The sequence below is a fragment of the Ruegeria sp. YTSC199 genome (genome assembly GCF_059609725.1).
Genome location: NZ_JBXWMF010000007.1, coordinates 131,754 through 145,965, shown reverse-complemented (window position 1 = coordinate 145,965; position 14,212 = coordinate 131,754). Strand labels below are relative to the sequence as shown.

Here is a 14,212-nt window from a genome sequence, read left to right as displayed (position 1 = left end):
CTGTATGCGATGGAAAACGCGGAATCATCATTGAACGGGAAAGTCTTATGTCCAAAGCAGAGCAGCGCGAGCAAATGTCCAACGGCGCGGGTTTCATTGCAGCCCTGGATCAAAGTGGCGGCTCGACACCCAAGGCGCTGGCGCTTTATGGGGTCGAGGCCTCGGAGTATAGCTCGGACGAGGAGATGTTCGGCGAGATCCAGAAAATGCGCGCCCGCATCATTCTGGCCAACGACTTTACAAATGAAAAAGTAATCGGCGCGATCCTGTTCGAACGCACGCTGGGCGAAGAGATCGAAGGCCGAAAGGTTGCCGATTACTTGTGGTCGCAGAAAGGCATCGTTCCGTTCCTTAAGATCGACAAGGGTCTGGAAGAACAGGCCAACGGCGTTCAGATGATGAAACCGATTCCGGGTCTGGCGGACACTCTGGGCAAGGCGAATGGTGTGTTCGGCACCAAAGAGCGTTCGGTGATCCATGAAGCCAACGCTGAAGGTATCGCTGCCGTGGTAGCGCAGCAATTCGACGTGGCTCGTGAAGTTGTCGCTGCTGGAATGGTTCCGATTGTCGAACCTGAAGTGAACATCAACTCGGCCACAAAAGCCGAGGCCGAAGACATCCTGAACGCCGAAATCCTTAAAAACCTCGATCAGTTGGACGAGGGGCAGGATATCATGCTGAAACTGACCATCCCCAGCCAGGCGAACCTGTATGACGAAGTGGCCGACCACCCGCGCGTTGTGCGTGTTGTTGCGCTGTCGGGCGGTTATTCGACCGAGCAGGCCTGTGATCTGCTGGACCAGAACGTCAAGATGATCGCCTCGTTCTCGCGCGCATTGACCGAGGGGCTGTCGAAACAGCAATCGGATGCCGATTTCAATGCTGCTCTGGGCGGTAACATCGACAAAATCTTCCGCGCCTCGATCTAAGAGGCGCTATTCCGGCTTGGTGAATTCGCGGCGCATCTGCGCCGCTTTTTCACGCATAGAACATCCAATGGCGTGATCGTTCACCAGACCCATGGCCTGCATGAAGGCAAATACTGTGGTCGGACCGACGAATTTCCAACCGCGCTTCTTCAAATCCTTCGACATTGCGATGGACTCCGCCGAAGTCGATGCGGTTTGCGGTTCGGGCGGGTTGTCTGCCTCGTATCGCCAGACATAAGAGGCCAGCGACCCTTCGGCAGCCACAAGCTCTTGTGCGCGGCAGGCATTGTTGATGACGGCCTCGATCTTGCCACGATGACGTATGATGCCTGCGTCCTGTAGCAGGCGTTCAACATCACCGTCGCCAAATTCAGCTACGGCATTGAAATCGAAATGATTAAACGCTTTGCGGAAGTTTTCGCGCTTGGCCAGGATCGTGCGCCAGCTTAGACCTGATTGGAAACTCTCCAGACACAGCTTTTCGAAAAGGCGCTGGTCATCCGCTACCGGGTAGCCCCACTCGGTGTCATGGTATTCAAAGAACTCGGGTGCAGCCTGACACCACCCGCAGCGCGGTTGGCCATCCGGACCGGAAACGATTTTGGACATGGAAACCTCAGTTCAAAAGAAAGTTCAGGCGATTGTCTGCACGGGCTGGTTCCATTTCAAGAATTTCGGCCGTCACCACATTTGCAACGACAAAAGGATCCTGGTTGACGAAATTGGATACCTCTTCCTGACTGTCCGCGACGGCCAAAACACCGCCACCTATGCCAGGTTTCAAACTACCGGCGAGCAGGAACATCCCCGTGTCGAACCCCTGCTTCAGCCAGGCGCGGTGCCCGTTCAAATATTCGGGGGCGCGATCCTTGCGTTCAGAAAAACGAAGCAAAATTATATACATGAGAAACCTTTCTCAGGTTGCGTCAGTTTGCGTCAGAAGATGGTCCACCCAGATATTCAGCTGCTGAACCTCGCCGTTTATGAAGGCTTCGTCCTGATAGGCTTGCGCTAGCGTCGCGATGCCCTGGCTTTGCGCCAACAAACGCATGGCCAATTCCCGCGCATCTTCCGAGAGACCGGCCGCGGAAAACTGGCGTTCCAGCCAGTCGCGAAACAGGTCGAACAACAGGTTGGCGTCGCCTTGCGCAGCATGTTCAAGCTTGGACAATTCGGTACACAAGGTTCCGACCGGACAGCCGTAACGCGCAATCTTTGCGCGGTTCATGATCATAATTTCGATAAACTGTCCAATGCGCTGTTTCGGGTCAGGGATCATCTCTTCCCAATCGTCCAGCATCTGTTTTGTCCTGTTTAACCGCAGGTTAATCACTGCCTCGAGAATCTGATCCTTTGTCCTAAAGTGATAATAGAAATTTCCGCGAGAGATGCGGACCGCCTTGGCGATGTCGGCAAATGACGTCTGTGCGAAACCGTTTTGATAAAACAGTTCATCCGCGACCTGAACAATTTGTTCGCTGGTACTGAGATCTGACATCTGACGGCACTTTCCCTCTCTAGGACGCTTGTCCTAAAGTGAGGTTAGGACAAGCGTCCTAAGGCGTCAACACAATTGGAACTACGAAGATGAGGCGTCACGATAGCAACTGAGGATGTAAACCCGTATGGCCGAGGCCAACCCCACTTCAGGATCTCGTTCGACGTCGATCTCGGCCGCCAAGGCGTTGATTGCAATACCTTTGGACTTGGCGATGTCGCGAAAGGCATGCCAGAACTCGTCCTCCAGAGAAACCGAGGTGCGATGACCTTTCAGGGTCAGTGATCGTTTGACCGGACGACCGCTCATTCATCCAGCTCGCGATTATCCAGCTCGCGGCGCTGTTTTTCCCGTTCGAATTTGGTCTCGGTCTTTTCGACCTTGCTGCGGCCGAATTTGACAGAGTTCTGATCCGCGCGGGCCTTTTTCTCGGCCCGCGCTTTTTCTTTTCGATACCGGTTCAGATTGACCGGTTTGCTCATTTGTCTTTCGGGCCGATCATTTGTTCTGGGCGAACGACGGCGTCAAAGGTTTCTTCATCAACAAAGCCCATCGCGATGGCTTCTTCCTTGAGAGTCGTGCCGTTTTTGTGCGCCGTTTTGGCAACGGTGGTGGCGTTGTCGTAGCCAATGGTTGGCGCAAGCGCGGTCACCAGCATCAGAGATTCCTTCATCAGCTTGTCAATGCGCGGCTCGTTGGCCTTGATGCCCAGCAGCATTCGCTCGGTGAAGCTGTCGGTGGCGTCGCCCAGCAGTTGGATGGACTGCAGCAGGTTGTAGGACATCATCGGGTTGTACACGTTCAGCTGGAAGTGTCCCTGCGAACCCGCGAACTTCATCGCCGCGTCATTGCCCATGACATGAGCGGCGACCTGAGTCAGCGCCTCGGCCTGCGTTGGATTCACCTTGCCGGGCATGATCGACGAGCCGGGTTCGTTTTCCGGCAGGATCAGTTCACCCAGTCCCGAGCGGGGCCCCGAGCCCAGCAAGCGGATGTCGTTGGCGATCTTGTAGCAAGAGCCCGCGATGGTTGCCAAAGCACCCGACAGGAAGACCATGGCGTCGTGGGCCGCCAGAGCTTCGAACTTGTTCGGTGCGGTGACGAAGGGCAGGTCGGTAATCTCGGCCATGTTCTTGGCGACGGCCTCATCCCAACCATTATGGGTGTTCAGACCGGTTCCAACGGCCGTACCGCCCTGTGCCAGTTCATAAATTCCAGGCATCGACGCGTGGACACGGGCAATACCTTGACGGATCTGGTGCGCATAGCCACCAAACTCCTGTTCCAGCGTCAGCGGCGTTGCGTCCTGCGTGTGGGTCCGGCCGATCTTGATGATGCCCGCGAATTCTTTCGCTTTTGCTTCCAGCGCCGAGGCAAATTTCTCCAAACCCGGCAGCAGCACGTCGCGCACGCTCATCGCTGTGGCGATGTGCATGGCCGTAGGGAAGGTGTCATTCGAGGATTGACCCATGTTGCAGTGGTCGTTCGGGTGCACCGGGTCTTTTGATCCGATCACGCCGCCCAGGATTTCAATCGCACGGTTGGCGATGACCTCGTTCGAGTTCATGTTGGACTGGGTGCCCGAACCGGTCTGCCAAACAACCAACGGGAAGTTGTCGTCAAACTTGCCTTCGATCACCTCACCAGCGGCCTGAATGATAGCATCCGCAATTCTCGCATCCAGTTTGCCGATAGCCTTGTTCTCCATCGCGCAGGCTTTTTTGATCACGCCCAGCGCGCGCACGATGGCAACGGGCTGCTTTTCCCAGCCAATAGGGAAATTCATGATCGAACGCTGCGTCTGGGCGCCCCAATACTTGTCGGCAGGGACTTCCAACGGGCCAAAGCTGTCGGATTCGGTGCGGGTCTGAGACATCGGTCACTCCGTAGTGTATGCAGTCGCATGCCGTTTACCCGTAACAATGTCATCGTGCAATCGGCCAGTTGCGCGCACCATAAACTCAAGGGTGGCAGAGGTATAGCCGGAAGGGATTGGTAAATTTGCTCGGAAACGCATTGTGCGCGCTATCGGGTCAGCTACAATAGGTGGATCAACTTGTTGGAGGTTAAGGTGGGCACATTGGTTCGAACTTACCCCATGAAAATCATTGCCTTTTTATTAGGCATCCTGATTTCGTCCGCTTTAACTGGACTGAAAGCCCACGCGGCAGATATTGCCCCCTTTGTGGGCAACTACGTCGGGTCTGCCAATCTGGTGGGTGACGACGGAAGCGAAACGCCACGCGACATGAGCGTGGCGATTGAAGAGTTGAAGAATGGCTTCAATGTCAGTTGGACGACCACTACCTACAAGGCAGACGGTCGGGTCAAAGATCAGAAATTTTCGATAGATTTTAAGCAGTCGGACAGGTCTGACGTGTATTCCGCCGCCATGAAGCGCAACGTGTTCGGGCATGAGGTTCCGCTGGACCCGATGCAGGGCGAACCGTTTGTCTGGGGGCGGATCGAAGGTGACACCCTGACTGTGTTCTCGCTGTTTATCGGAGAGACAGGGGATTATGAGCTGCAGCAGTTCGACCGCACTCTGGCAGAGGGCGGTCTGGATCTGTCGTTTTCGCGGTTCCGAAACGGAGTAAAATCGCGCTCGGTCGAAACGTTTCTGAAAAAGCAGTAGCGCCCGCCGGGCAGTTATTTGCGGAAACTGTCCAGCGAGACCACCTCGGCGTCGTGGTGATCGGCTTCTTCTTCCACCTCGATCGATTCTTCGTCGATGGGTTCTATTTCGTCCTCGTCCTCGGGGCTTTCAAAGCGCAACCCGAATTCAACCGAGGGATCGACGAAGGTTTTGATGGACGCATAGGGGATATACAGCGGTTCCGGCGCATCGCCAAAATTCAGCGTGATCGCAAATCCTTCGTCGCCAACCTCAAGGTTCTCGAACCAGTGTTGCATAACGATGGTCATTTCCTCGGGGTACCGCTCACGCAACCAGTCGGCCAGTTTGACGTCCTCCTGGCGGGTGTCGAATGTGATGAAGAAATGATGCGCCCCGGGCAGGCCATTATCGGAAACGCTGGTCAGAACGGTCTTGATGAGCCCGCGCATGGCGGTGTGCATCAGGTTTCCATAGTCGATGTCTTGCGACATGTGTCATCCTCAAAAGTGGTTACCCTCAGCATAGGGGATTTCATCGGAAACGAAAGACCGCCTGTGTGAGGATTGTTTAAACGAAATGCAGTCCCGTTCCTATCGCAGCCGTGATCACCAATGTTGTCGCCATTCCAAATTTACACTTAAAAATCAATAGCCCAGCGAGCAATGTCAGGGCCATGGCGGCCGGATTGAGGCTGGTCAGGTCAGGCCAGGGCAGTGTCACCGGTCCCCATGATGTTTCAGGGATACGCAGAAACAGAACGTTCAGACTGAACCACAAGGACAGGTTGAGAATCACACCCACAACAGCTGCAGTTATCCCGTGCAGAGCGGCGGACAATCTGGGACGGGAGGCCAGTTGATCCAGATAAGGGGCCGCCAGAAATATCCAGAGAAAACAGGGAACGAAAGTGGCCCAAAGCGCAATCGCTCCAGCTGCTATCGCCAGTGGTGCGCCGCCGTTCATCTGGCCAGTCAGCATGGCGACGAACTGGGTCACCAGAATCAACGGTCCCGGCGTGGTCTCGGCCAGGCCCAGCGCGTCGATCATCTGGTCCGTGTTGACCCAATGGTATTTGTCCACGACGGTCTGGGTCATATAGGCAAGAACGGCGTAGGCTCCGCCAAAAGTGACAACGGCGAGGCGGGCAAAGAACCACCCCAAATCGCTCAGCAACTTTTGCCCCGTTACGGTCAGAACCAGTAGCGGCCCCAGCCACATTGCCAGCCAGAAGGCGGCAGTTTGGAACGTACCGGTGACTTTGGGGGTAGGGGGAACCTCCGAGGTTTCAGCCTGACCGTCAAAGGCAACGTATCCCCAAATTGCCGCAGCCAGAATGATCAGTGGAAAGGGCAGGTTCAGCGCGAAGATGGCGAGGAAACCCAGCCCCGCGATGGCGCGGTGCTGTGTGTCCGTCAGTGCCTTGCGTGATAGGTTCCGAAGCGCCTGCAGGACGATCACGATTACCGTTGCCTTTATCCCCAGAAAACCGGCCTGAACCACAGGCAAATCACCGAAGGCGGCGTATAGTGCCACCAGAATCGCGATGATGCAGGCTCCGGGCAGCACGAAGAGGGCGCCGGCAATCAAACCACCGCTAACACCGCGCAGACGCCAACCTGCGTAGGTTGCCAGTTGCATCGCCTCGGGTCCTGGCAGCAGCATGCATAACGAAAGAGCCCGCAGATAGGTCTGTTCGTCCAGCCAGGGGCGTCTTTCGACCAGTTCCTGGTGCATAAGCGAAATTTGCGCCGCCGGGCCTCCGAAGGAGAGCAGGCCGATGCGACCGAACACCCGGATGAGCTCCGCAATCGATGGCGTCATGATCTGCGATCCGTCGGCCAGTCGTGATGTTCGTCAAAACCGTCCCGAGCCCAACGATACAAGGCGTCATAAAGATGTAGGCCCGCCTCCAGGTTCTGATGGTCGTCGCGGTATTGCCGCGATAGGCCCACCGATATTGCCAGCAAGCCAGCAGCCTCGGGCGCCAGATCATGACGGTTGGTGTCCGCAGCGCGGATCACCGTGGCAAGTCTATCGAGAGCAGGGGTGTGCAACTGAAACTCGTCCAGCATGGTGTCAAAGGTGCAGCGGTCGTTTCGGTGAGACCAGAACGTATCCTCGATATCGAACGGTGTCGCATCGAAGGCTTGAGCGGTGGCTTCGACCTCAGACGGGGCCACGAACAGGAACTGCGCGTCGGGGTCCACGAAGCGGCGGATCAGCCACGGGCAGGCGATCCGGTCGATTTTCGGCCGGTGGCGTGTGACCCAGACAGATCGGCCATCATCTCGCATTGGAAAGGCCGCAGCCGGTATCCGTGGAGCATCCGCGATGTCCCGCCAACCATACATTCCGCCTTCCAGAAACTCGGCCTCACATCCTTTGCTGCGCAACCAGGACACGACCCCTTGGCTGAGCTTCTTGCCCTTTTGGCAAATGATGACGGCGTTACGATTGCCAATTCGGCGGGCAATGCCGTCGATATCCATTGCCGGATGGCGAACAGCACCGGGGATCAGATAGGGGTCGGCCTCAAAATCCGGGTCCAAGCAAATATCAATCAGGACCGGTGCCTGCGGTGTTCCGATCAGGCGTAGCAATTGTTTTGGAGTGATTGAACTGGGCGCGGGCATAGCATGTCTCCTGATGCAAACGGATACATGCGAAACTTGGGCTGGCGCCTCACGGGGCGTTCGCAATCTTACCCCATGGCCATTGCTTACGACCAAGCGCCTTAGGGGTCAAGATTGCGCTGCTGGCGTCAGGCCCAATCCAGCCTCTGCCCGGTCATACACACGGGCAAGGTGTCTTGTGGGAACTGGCCGAGTTGTTCGAACAGAGAGATAAAGTCGAACTGGTTGTAAGCCTCGACCATGCGGCCATCTTTGAACCGCGCGACAACACTGCCAGTGGCCTGCAATGGAGCCCCGTTGTCTGCCCGGGTCGTGCTGACATGAAGAATCGCAGATACCCAGTCACCGTCTTCGATTATCTTTGGAAGCTCGACCCTGATTTCCCCAAGGACGTGCCGAAAGGCCATGACCAGATCGCGGAAATCGTCCGCGCCGACCTGCATTTCGGGGATCAGCCCCTCGGCCATGGTGTCGGGGGCGAAGTACTGGTCGATGGCATCGGTGTTCCCGTTTTCCCAAACCTCAGCATACCATTTTCTGAGTATATCTGCGTGTGACATCCCAGCTCTCCTTTTCCTGTCGGGCTGAGAATGAAAGGAAAGGGTGAAAAAACTCTGAACGTGAACAAGATCAGAGATAAACCGCAGACATTTCAGGGAAAATGCAGGTTTCTGTTGCCAGGTACCTGCGAACCCCGCCTTACGCGGCTAGGCGCAAGGACTTAAGTTTCGGTCTTGTTACTGCTTACGCAGCAACTGCAACCGGAGCACGATTGTCGTTTGCAATTGTACTATTTTCGCCGGTAACGGTGGCAGACAGCCGAGACAAAGCTAACCCCTTTAGACGTTCGTCGATCCTATTTCGGCCCCCCGATTCTGAAAGAGTTCCTCAAACGAAGGATACCTCCAGAAGGTATATGGTGGAGCCGCCGGGTACCGCCCCCGGGTCCGATCCGCTTATTACGAGCGCGTTTATGTCCATAGTCCCTAAGGACATATCCTATATAGGTGAGCAGACGCGCGGATGCAAACCGGGATTTTTCGGGATTGGTTGTCGTGAAAACAAGCGCTTATGTGGATCTGTTAATGTTTGCCAAAATCAACCACAATGCCAGGGCTAGTTCGATTCCTCCGAACGTCACCGCCTTGACCATGGGTGGGTTGTCCAGAATGACCGAAACGAACCGACCCAGCGCTGCCCCTGCGTAGACAACCCCAAGCATGGCATAGGCCATCGGATTGTTCAGCCACAACACGGCCGCACCAGTCACAACGAACAGCCCACCAACCGAGGCGCGCATCTCGCTCAGCCCCATATTGCTGTCGGTTGGCGTCAGATCCAGCGATGCGGCGGTGAATGCCGGGGCGAGGAAGCCGAACAAGCCAAAGCCAATCGTCAAAACAGCAGCAATTACGTTCAGCGCTGTTATCATTGTACCTCCGTCACGCTGGCTTGCGGCGTTGCTGGGCCACGTCCTGCGCCAGTTTGCGCGTGTAGTTTTCCAGCTCGACAAGAGCTGCGTCTGCTTTTCCTGCATTGCGCGCTTCCAGTGCGTCGGCGATGCGATTGTGCAGGTCAATGATCTCTTGGCGGGATCGGGCAGTAAAGGTGATCATGTTCATCAGGGGCTGCATCGCCTCAACGGCACCGGCCAACTGATAGGACAGAACCGGGTTTCCGGCCGCATCGACCAGTGCACGGTGAAAGGCGACATCCGAAGAACAGAACGCTTCATCTGTCAGGCCGGGTTGAGACTGACGGAAAATCTCGGTCCGCATGGTGGCCAGCTGATCGGCAGTGCGGCGTTGGGTCGAAAGCGGGGCGCAGGCGCGCTCCAGCGCAAAGCGGGCCTCGCATGCAGTGTCGAAACTGATCGCGTTCATCGACAGCAGCAGGGTCGAAGTTGTGATTTGCTGCGAATACGCGTCCTCAAAGCTGATCCGGTTCACAAAAGCGCCGCCGCAAGCGCCGCGCTGGGTTCGGATAAGCGATTGCGCTGCAAGGCGTTTGAGAGCCTCGCGCACCGTTGGTCGCGACACCTGGAACTGATCAGACAATTCGGCCTCGGACGGCAACCTTTCGTCCACGATCAACTCGCCCGATATGATAGCGTCGCGTATGGCCTGAGCGATCTGCGCCGATAAATCCGAGGGTTTTTGAGGTTCGATTTTCATGTTCCTGGGATCGCCGGTAAAATTTCATTTGTCTGACATTTAAAAGTCTGACATTTGAAAAGCAAGAACTGAGTCGGGAGGGAAGCGTGAGTAACGCAGTTCTACGCAGCGGATTGTGGCTGGGATTCTACATTCTGATTCTGTGGGCATGGTGGGCAATGTTCACTATGAGTCGCGACATGGATCTGGATTGGATCGGTAGGCCCGGCCCCATGGGTCAGGCAATGGCCGCCATGGATCCCCGTATGGACATGTATATGCCAATGGCCGAATTTGGCCCTCTGTTCTGGATGTGGGCAATCATGATGGCCGCTATGATGCTGCCGACGCTGGTGCCGACCCTGCGCAGCTATGATGACCTGATCCGCAGCGCCAATGGCACGCGTGCGGGGTGGATCGGCGTTCTGGCTGGATACTTCGTCGTCTGGGTGGGTTTTGCCGCTTTGATCACCGGCGTTCAGTTGGGTCTGCTTTACGGCGGCGTCGTCGATATGCTGGGCATCGCCAAGTCCACCTGGTTTGCAGGCGGGCTGATGATCGTGGTCGGCGCTTTTCAGTTCACCCGCGCGAAAGAAGTTTGTCACGGTGTTTGTCACGCTCCGATGACCTATTTCCTGGGCCATTGGAAAACCGGGTTTGGCGGCGGTCTGCGTATGGGGTTCGGGCTGGGCGCTTTCTGCGTTGGATGCTGCTGGGGCTTCATGGCGCTTGGGTTTGTTGGTGGCGTCATGAGCTTGCTCTGGATGGGTCTCGCGACGCTATTCATGGTTTTTGAAAAACTGCCTCAAATCGGTCATGCGGTTACGCGGCCAATGGGGTTTGCACTGATCGCAGGGGGGCTTGCCCTGCTGGTCTATCCCTTTGCTTACGGAGGATAAGTATATGGCTAAAAACAGGAAACCTGAGGCCGACAGGCTGCCAATCAGCCAACGCATTGACAGCCGTATGCCCAATCCCAAACGGCGCGAAATGAGTCCGACGGACTGGGCCATCAAGGGTGAACTGATCCTGAATTGCTCGTGCGACGTGTTCTGTCCCTGCGTTGTGTCTCTGGGTGCGCATCCTCCGACCGAAGGGCATTGCCACGCCTGGATGGGGATCATCATCGACGAAGGCCATTACGAGGGCGAGGATCTGTCGGGCCTGAACGTGGGTCTGCTTGTCGACATTCCGGGCCGCATGGGAGAGGGCCAGTGGAAAGTCGCAGCCTATGTGGACGAACGCGCCAGCGGAAAGGCCTATAACGGGTTGCTGCAGATATTCAGCGGCCAGGCAGGTGGCACAACCGGTCTGTTCACCATGCTGGTGAGTGAAATCATCGGGGCCGAGCGGGCTCCGGTCCAGATCGAGCGTGACGGCAACAAGCGTCGGATCGTGATTGGCCGCAAGATTCAGGGCGAGATTGAAATGTTGGCTGGCAAGGACCCTAAGCATCCGGTGATGGTATCGAACTCGAAATACTGGATGGGTCCTGACATCATAGTGGCACGCGGCACCAAGTCCAAGGTGCGCGACTATGGCCGTGTTTGGGACTTCGGAGGCAAGTCTGCGGAAATTTGCCCGATCGACTGGCACGGTCCAAAATGATGATCACAGGCGCCTATGCACAGGAAATGGCGCGGTATAACCGATGGCAAAACAAGCAGTTATCGGGGTTTCTGCAATCACTCGCGCCCGAAGAGCTGACTAAGGAACGCGGTGCATTCTTCGGCTCGATCATGGGGACGGCCAACCATTTGCTGTGGGGCAATTGGATTTGGTTGTCCCGTTTCGACAAAGGCAAAGGCCCGGGAGGCGGTATACCCGAAAGCGTTTCGCTATGTGCCGATCTGGCTGATTGGTTGCCACTGTGCGAAACAGTGGATGCCCGTATCGCTGAATGGGCGGGATTGTTGGGAGATGCGCCATTGACCGGCGATTTCACCTGGTTCTCAGCGGCAAAAGAGGCTGATGTTACATTGCCTTACGCGCAATGTGTGATCCACATGTTCAACCACCAGACCCACCATCGTGGACAGTTGCACCAGATGCTGACCGAAACAGGATCAGCCGCGCCTGTCAGTGATCTGGTCTTTATGCCGAAGGAGGCCTGAATGCCGCAGATTTCCATGTCACGCCGGTTGCGGCGGACACCGTTCTCTGACGGGGTCGAGGCTGCCGGGGTCAAGGGATACACCGTCTATAACCGCATGTTGTTGCCGACGGTTTTTGAAAGCGTCGAGGCGGATTATCGGCATTTGAAAAACCATGTTCAGGTCTGGGATGTGTCTTGCGAACGGCAGGTTGAGCTGCGCGGCCCGGATGCGGGCCGTTTGATGCAGATGCTGACACCGCGTGATCTGCGAGGTATGCTGCCGGGGCAGTGTTATTACGTGCCCATCGTGGATGAAACCGGTGGGATGCTGAACGATCCGGTGGCCGTGAAGCTGTCCGATGACCGCTGGTGGATTTCAATTGCCGACAGTGACTTGCTGTTGTGGGTCAAAGGTGTCGCTAACGGATATCGGCTGGATGTTTTGGTCGATGAACCGGACGTGTCGCCTCTAGCCATTCAGGGACCCAAGGCGGATGACCTGATGGCGCGCGTTTTCGGGGATCGCGTGCGCGATATCCGGTTTTTCAAGTTCGACATGTTCGAATTCCAGGGGCGCGATCTGGCCGTGGCGCGATCGGGTTATTCCAAACAGGGCGGGTTTGAGATTTACGTCGAGGGTTCCGACATCGGTATGCCGCTGTGGAATGCTCTGTTTGCCACAGGCGAGGACCTGCAGGTGCGCGCGGGCTGCCCCAACCTGATTGAGCGGATCGAAGGCGGGTTGTTGTCTTATGGCAACGACATGACCGACGACAACACGCCGCATGAATGCGGTTTGGGCAAGTTCTGCAACACGCATACGGCTATTGGCTGCATCGGGCGCGACGCCTTGCTGCGTGTGGCCAGGGAAGGCCCGGTACAACAAATTCGTCCTGTAGCCATCGAGGGCGACGCCGTACCGCCCTGCGACCGTCCGTGGCCGGTTTTTGCCGGTGGAAAGCGGGTGGGGCAGGTGACCTCGGCGGCGTGGTCACCGGATTTCTCGACCAACGTGTCGATTGGAATGCTGCGGCTGAGCCATTGGGACGCTGGAACAGTTGTCGAGGTCGAAACGCCTGATGGTATGCGCGGCGCGACAGTGCAGGAGCGGTTCTGGATTTGATTGCGAACGGGCGCGCGGCCCCGTCTCTGAGCGATTCCCCCGGGATATTTAGCCAGGTGAAGATTGCGATCTGGCCTTGGAAAAACGAAAGGAAGTAAGATGTTCAACGCATTGGTCATGGAAAAGGACGAGGAAAGCGGACTGGCCAGCCCGTCGGTGAAACAGCTTTCGCTTGATGATCTGCCTCAGGGTGAGGTTACGGTGGCCGTCGAATACTCGACGGTGAACTACAAGGACGGCTTGTGCACGTCCGCCAAGGGTGGCGGCTTGGTGCGCTCTTACCCGCATGTGCCGGGGGTAGATTATGCCGGCACGGTCGAGGCGTCCTCGGACGATCGCTATAAGCCCGGTGACAAGGTGGTTTTGACCGGCTGGCGCGTGGGTGAGGCGCACTGGGGTGGCTATTCGCAAAAGGCGAATGCCCGGGCCGATTGGCTGGTACCTTTGCCCGAAGGACTGGATACGCGGCAGGCGATGGCCGTGGGTACGGCTGGTTTTACGGCGATGCTGGCGGTCATGGCGCTGGAAGATCACGGCATGAAAACTGACCACGGCCCGGTTCTTGTTACCGGGGCCGCTGGCGGCGTCGGCTCGGTGGCGACCGCCATCCTGGCCAATCTCGGCTATGAGGTTGCGGCCGTCACCGGGCGCCCGGAAGCGGGCGACTACCTTAAGTCTCTGGGAGCCAGCACTATCGTTCCGCGTGAGGAATTGAACGAGACCACCAAGCGCCCGCTGGAAAGCGAAACCTGGGCCGGGTGCGTCGATGCGGTTGGTGGCGAGATGTTGGCGCGCGTGCTGGGTCAGATGAAATATGGCGCTTCGGTCGCGGCTGTCGGACTTGCGGGTGGCGCGGCTTTGCCTGCAACGGTGATTCCGTTCCTGCTGCGCGGGGTCAATCTGCTGGGCATCGACAGCGTGATGCAGCCCTATGAAAACCGTGTGCGTGCCTGGCAGCGCATCGCAACGGACCTGCCAATGGACAAGCTGGAAGCGATGGTTCACTCCGCAACCTTGGGTGATCTGCCGCAATTGGGTGCCGATATCCTGAAAGGTCAGGTCCAGGGCCGCGTCGTTGTTGACGTAAACGCCTGATCGACAAGACTTACAACCGGACCGGTCGGCCTGAGCGCCGATCGATCCGGGTGTCTTTGAAACTCCCAG

General features: G+C 56.9%; 19 protein-coding genes and 1 other RNA gene. 7 read left to right on the top strand and 13 right to left on the bottom strand.

Features of this window, described 5'->3' with window-relative positions; genetic code table 11:
• The first annotated feature begins 47 nt into the window (after window positions 1–47).
• On the top strand, window positions 48–929 hold the full coding sequence (locus tag AC2FEE_RS09160; protein WP_496864609.1) for a fructose bisphosphate aldolase: 882 nt from the start codon (window positions 48–50) through the stop codon (window positions 927–929).
• Between the two features lie 6 nt (window positions 930–935).
• Here the strand turns inward: AC2FEE_RS09160 and AC2FEE_RS09155 are convergent, their stop codons facing one another.
• From AC2FEE_RS09155 to fumC, 6 genes are all read right to left on the bottom strand, one after another.
• Entirely contained in the window at window positions 936–1,538 is a 603-nt protein-coding gene (locus AC2FEE_RS09155) for a DNA-3-methyladenine glycosylase I (protein WP_496864607.1), read from the bottom strand.
• 7 nt (window positions 1,539–1,545) lie between these two features.
• Window positions 1,546–1,833 (bottom strand): YciI family protein, encoded by a 288-nt coding sequence (locus AC2FEE_RS09150; RefSeq protein ID WP_496864606.1) that lies wholly within the window; start codon window positions 1,831–1,833, stop codon window positions 1,546–1,548.
• Between the two features lie 12 nt (window positions 1,834–1,845).
• On the bottom strand, window positions 1,846–2,427 hold the full coding sequence (locus AC2FEE_RS09145; protein WP_496864605.1) for a TetR/AcrR family transcriptional regulator: 582 nt from the start codon (window positions 2,425–2,427) through the stop codon (window positions 1,846–1,848).
• An 81-nt stretch (window positions 2,428–2,508) separates the two neighbouring features.
• Window positions 2,509–2,736, bottom strand: coding sequence for a ribbon-helix-helix domain-containing protein (locus tag AC2FEE_RS09140; protein ID WP_496864604.1), 228 nt, complete (start codon window positions 2,734–2,736; stop codon window positions 2,509–2,511).
• Entirely contained in the window at window positions 2,733–2,909 is a 177-nt protein-coding gene (locus AC2FEE_RS09135; RefSeq protein WP_496864603.1) for a DUF4169 family protein, read from the bottom strand. The genes AC2FEE_RS09140 and AC2FEE_RS09135 overlap by 4 nt, the downstream gene beginning before the upstream one ends.
• Window positions 2,906–4,303, bottom strand: a complete 1,398-nt coding sequence (gene fumC / locus AC2FEE_RS09130; protein WP_496864601.1) for a class II fumarate hydratase — start codon at window positions 4,301–4,303, stop codon at window positions 2,906–2,908. The genes AC2FEE_RS09135 and fumC overlap by 4 nt, the downstream gene beginning before the upstream one ends.
• Window positions 4,304–4,525: 222 nt before the next feature.
• On the opposite strand from fumC, the gene AC2FEE_RS09125 reads away from it, so the two are divergent.
• Window positions 4,526–5,062, top strand: a complete 537-nt coding sequence (locus tag AC2FEE_RS09125; RefSeq protein ID WP_496864600.1) for a hypothetical protein — start codon at window positions 4,526–4,528, stop codon at window positions 5,060–5,062.
• 14 nt (window positions 5,063–5,076) lie between these two features.
• On the opposite strand, the gene AC2FEE_RS09120 is transcribed toward AC2FEE_RS09125, so the two are convergent.
• The 7 genes from AC2FEE_RS09120 to AC2FEE_RS09090 form a co-directional block, all read right to left on the bottom strand.
• Entirely contained in the window at window positions 5,077–5,535 is a 459-nt protein-coding gene (locus AC2FEE_RS09120; RefSeq protein ID WP_496864598.1) for an SspB family protein, read from the bottom strand.
• 76 nt (window positions 5,536–5,611) lie between these two features.
• Window positions 5,612–6,865, bottom strand: a complete 1,254-nt coding sequence (chrA, locus tag AC2FEE_RS09115; RefSeq protein WP_496864597.1) for a chromate efflux transporter — start codon at window positions 6,863–6,865, stop codon at window positions 5,612–5,614.
• Window positions 6,862–7,677 carry a chromate resistance protein ChrB domain-containing protein gene (locus tag AC2FEE_RS09110; RefSeq protein WP_496864595.1) on the bottom strand — a complete coding sequence of 272 codons (816 nt, stop codon included), beginning with the start codon at window positions 7,675–7,677 and terminating at the stop codon, window positions 6,862–6,864. Before AC2FEE_RS09110 ends, chrA begins: the two co-directional genes overlap by 4 nt.
• Before the next feature lie 128 nt (window positions 7,678–7,805).
• Entirely contained in the window at window positions 7,806–8,237 is a 432-nt protein-coding gene (locus AC2FEE_RS09105; protein ID WP_496864593.1) for an ester cyclase, read from the bottom strand.
• A 100-nt stretch (window positions 8,238–8,337) separates the two neighbouring features.
• Window positions 8,338–8,710: a transfer-messenger RNA gene (gene ssrA, locus AC2FEE_RS09100) on the bottom strand.
• A 36-nt stretch (window positions 8,711–8,746) separates the two neighbouring features.
• Complete coding sequence (locus tag AC2FEE_RS09095; RefSeq protein ID WP_496864591.1) at window positions 8,747–9,109, bottom strand: DUF4345 family protein; 363 nt, start codon at window positions 9,107–9,109, stop codon at window positions 8,747–8,749.
• 10 nt (window positions 9,110–9,119) lie between these two features.
• Window positions 9,120–9,851 carry a FadR/GntR family transcriptional regulator gene (locus tag AC2FEE_RS09090; RefSeq protein WP_496864590.1) on the bottom strand — a complete coding sequence of 244 codons (732 nt, stop codon included), beginning with the start codon at window positions 9,849–9,851 and terminating at the stop codon, window positions 9,120–9,122.
• Window positions 9,852–9,937: 86 nt separating this feature from the next.
• Between AC2FEE_RS09090 and AC2FEE_RS09085 the strand changes: the two genes are divergently transcribed.
• The 5 genes from AC2FEE_RS09085 to acuI all read left to right on the top strand — a co-directional run bounded on the left by AC2FEE_RS09085 (window position 9,938) and on the right by acuI (window position 14,143).
• The gene (locus tag AC2FEE_RS09085; RefSeq protein ID WP_496864589.1) at window positions 9,938–10,729 is read left to right on the top strand and encodes a DUF2182 domain-containing protein; all 792 of its coding nucleotides are present in this window, start codon (window positions 9,938–9,940) and stop codon (window positions 10,727–10,729) included.
• A gap of 4 nt (window positions 10,730–10,733) precedes the next feature.
• On the top strand, window positions 10,734–11,438 hold the full coding sequence (locus AC2FEE_RS09080; protein ID WP_496864588.1) for a DUF1326 domain-containing protein: 705 nt from the start codon (window positions 10,734–10,736) through the stop codon (window positions 11,436–11,438).
• Complete coding sequence (locus tag AC2FEE_RS09075; protein WP_496864587.1) at window positions 11,435–11,944, top strand: DinB family protein; 510 nt, start codon at window positions 11,435–11,437, stop codon at window positions 11,942–11,944. Before AC2FEE_RS09080 ends, AC2FEE_RS09075 begins: the two co-directional genes overlap by 4 nt.
• On the top strand, window positions 11,945–13,048 hold the full coding sequence (locus AC2FEE_RS09070; protein WP_496864585.1) for a dimethylsulfoniopropionate demethylase: 1,104 nt from the start codon (window positions 11,945–11,947) through the stop codon (window positions 13,046–13,048). It begins immediately after the preceding gene.
• A 99-nt stretch (window positions 13,049–13,147) separates the two neighbouring features.
• Window positions 13,148–14,143 (top strand): acryloyl-CoA reductase, encoded by a 996-nt coding sequence (gene acuI, locus AC2FEE_RS09065; protein ID WP_496864584.1) that lies wholly within the window; start codon window positions 13,148–13,150, stop codon window positions 14,141–14,143.
• Window positions 14,144–14,212 lie beyond the last annotated feature (69 nt).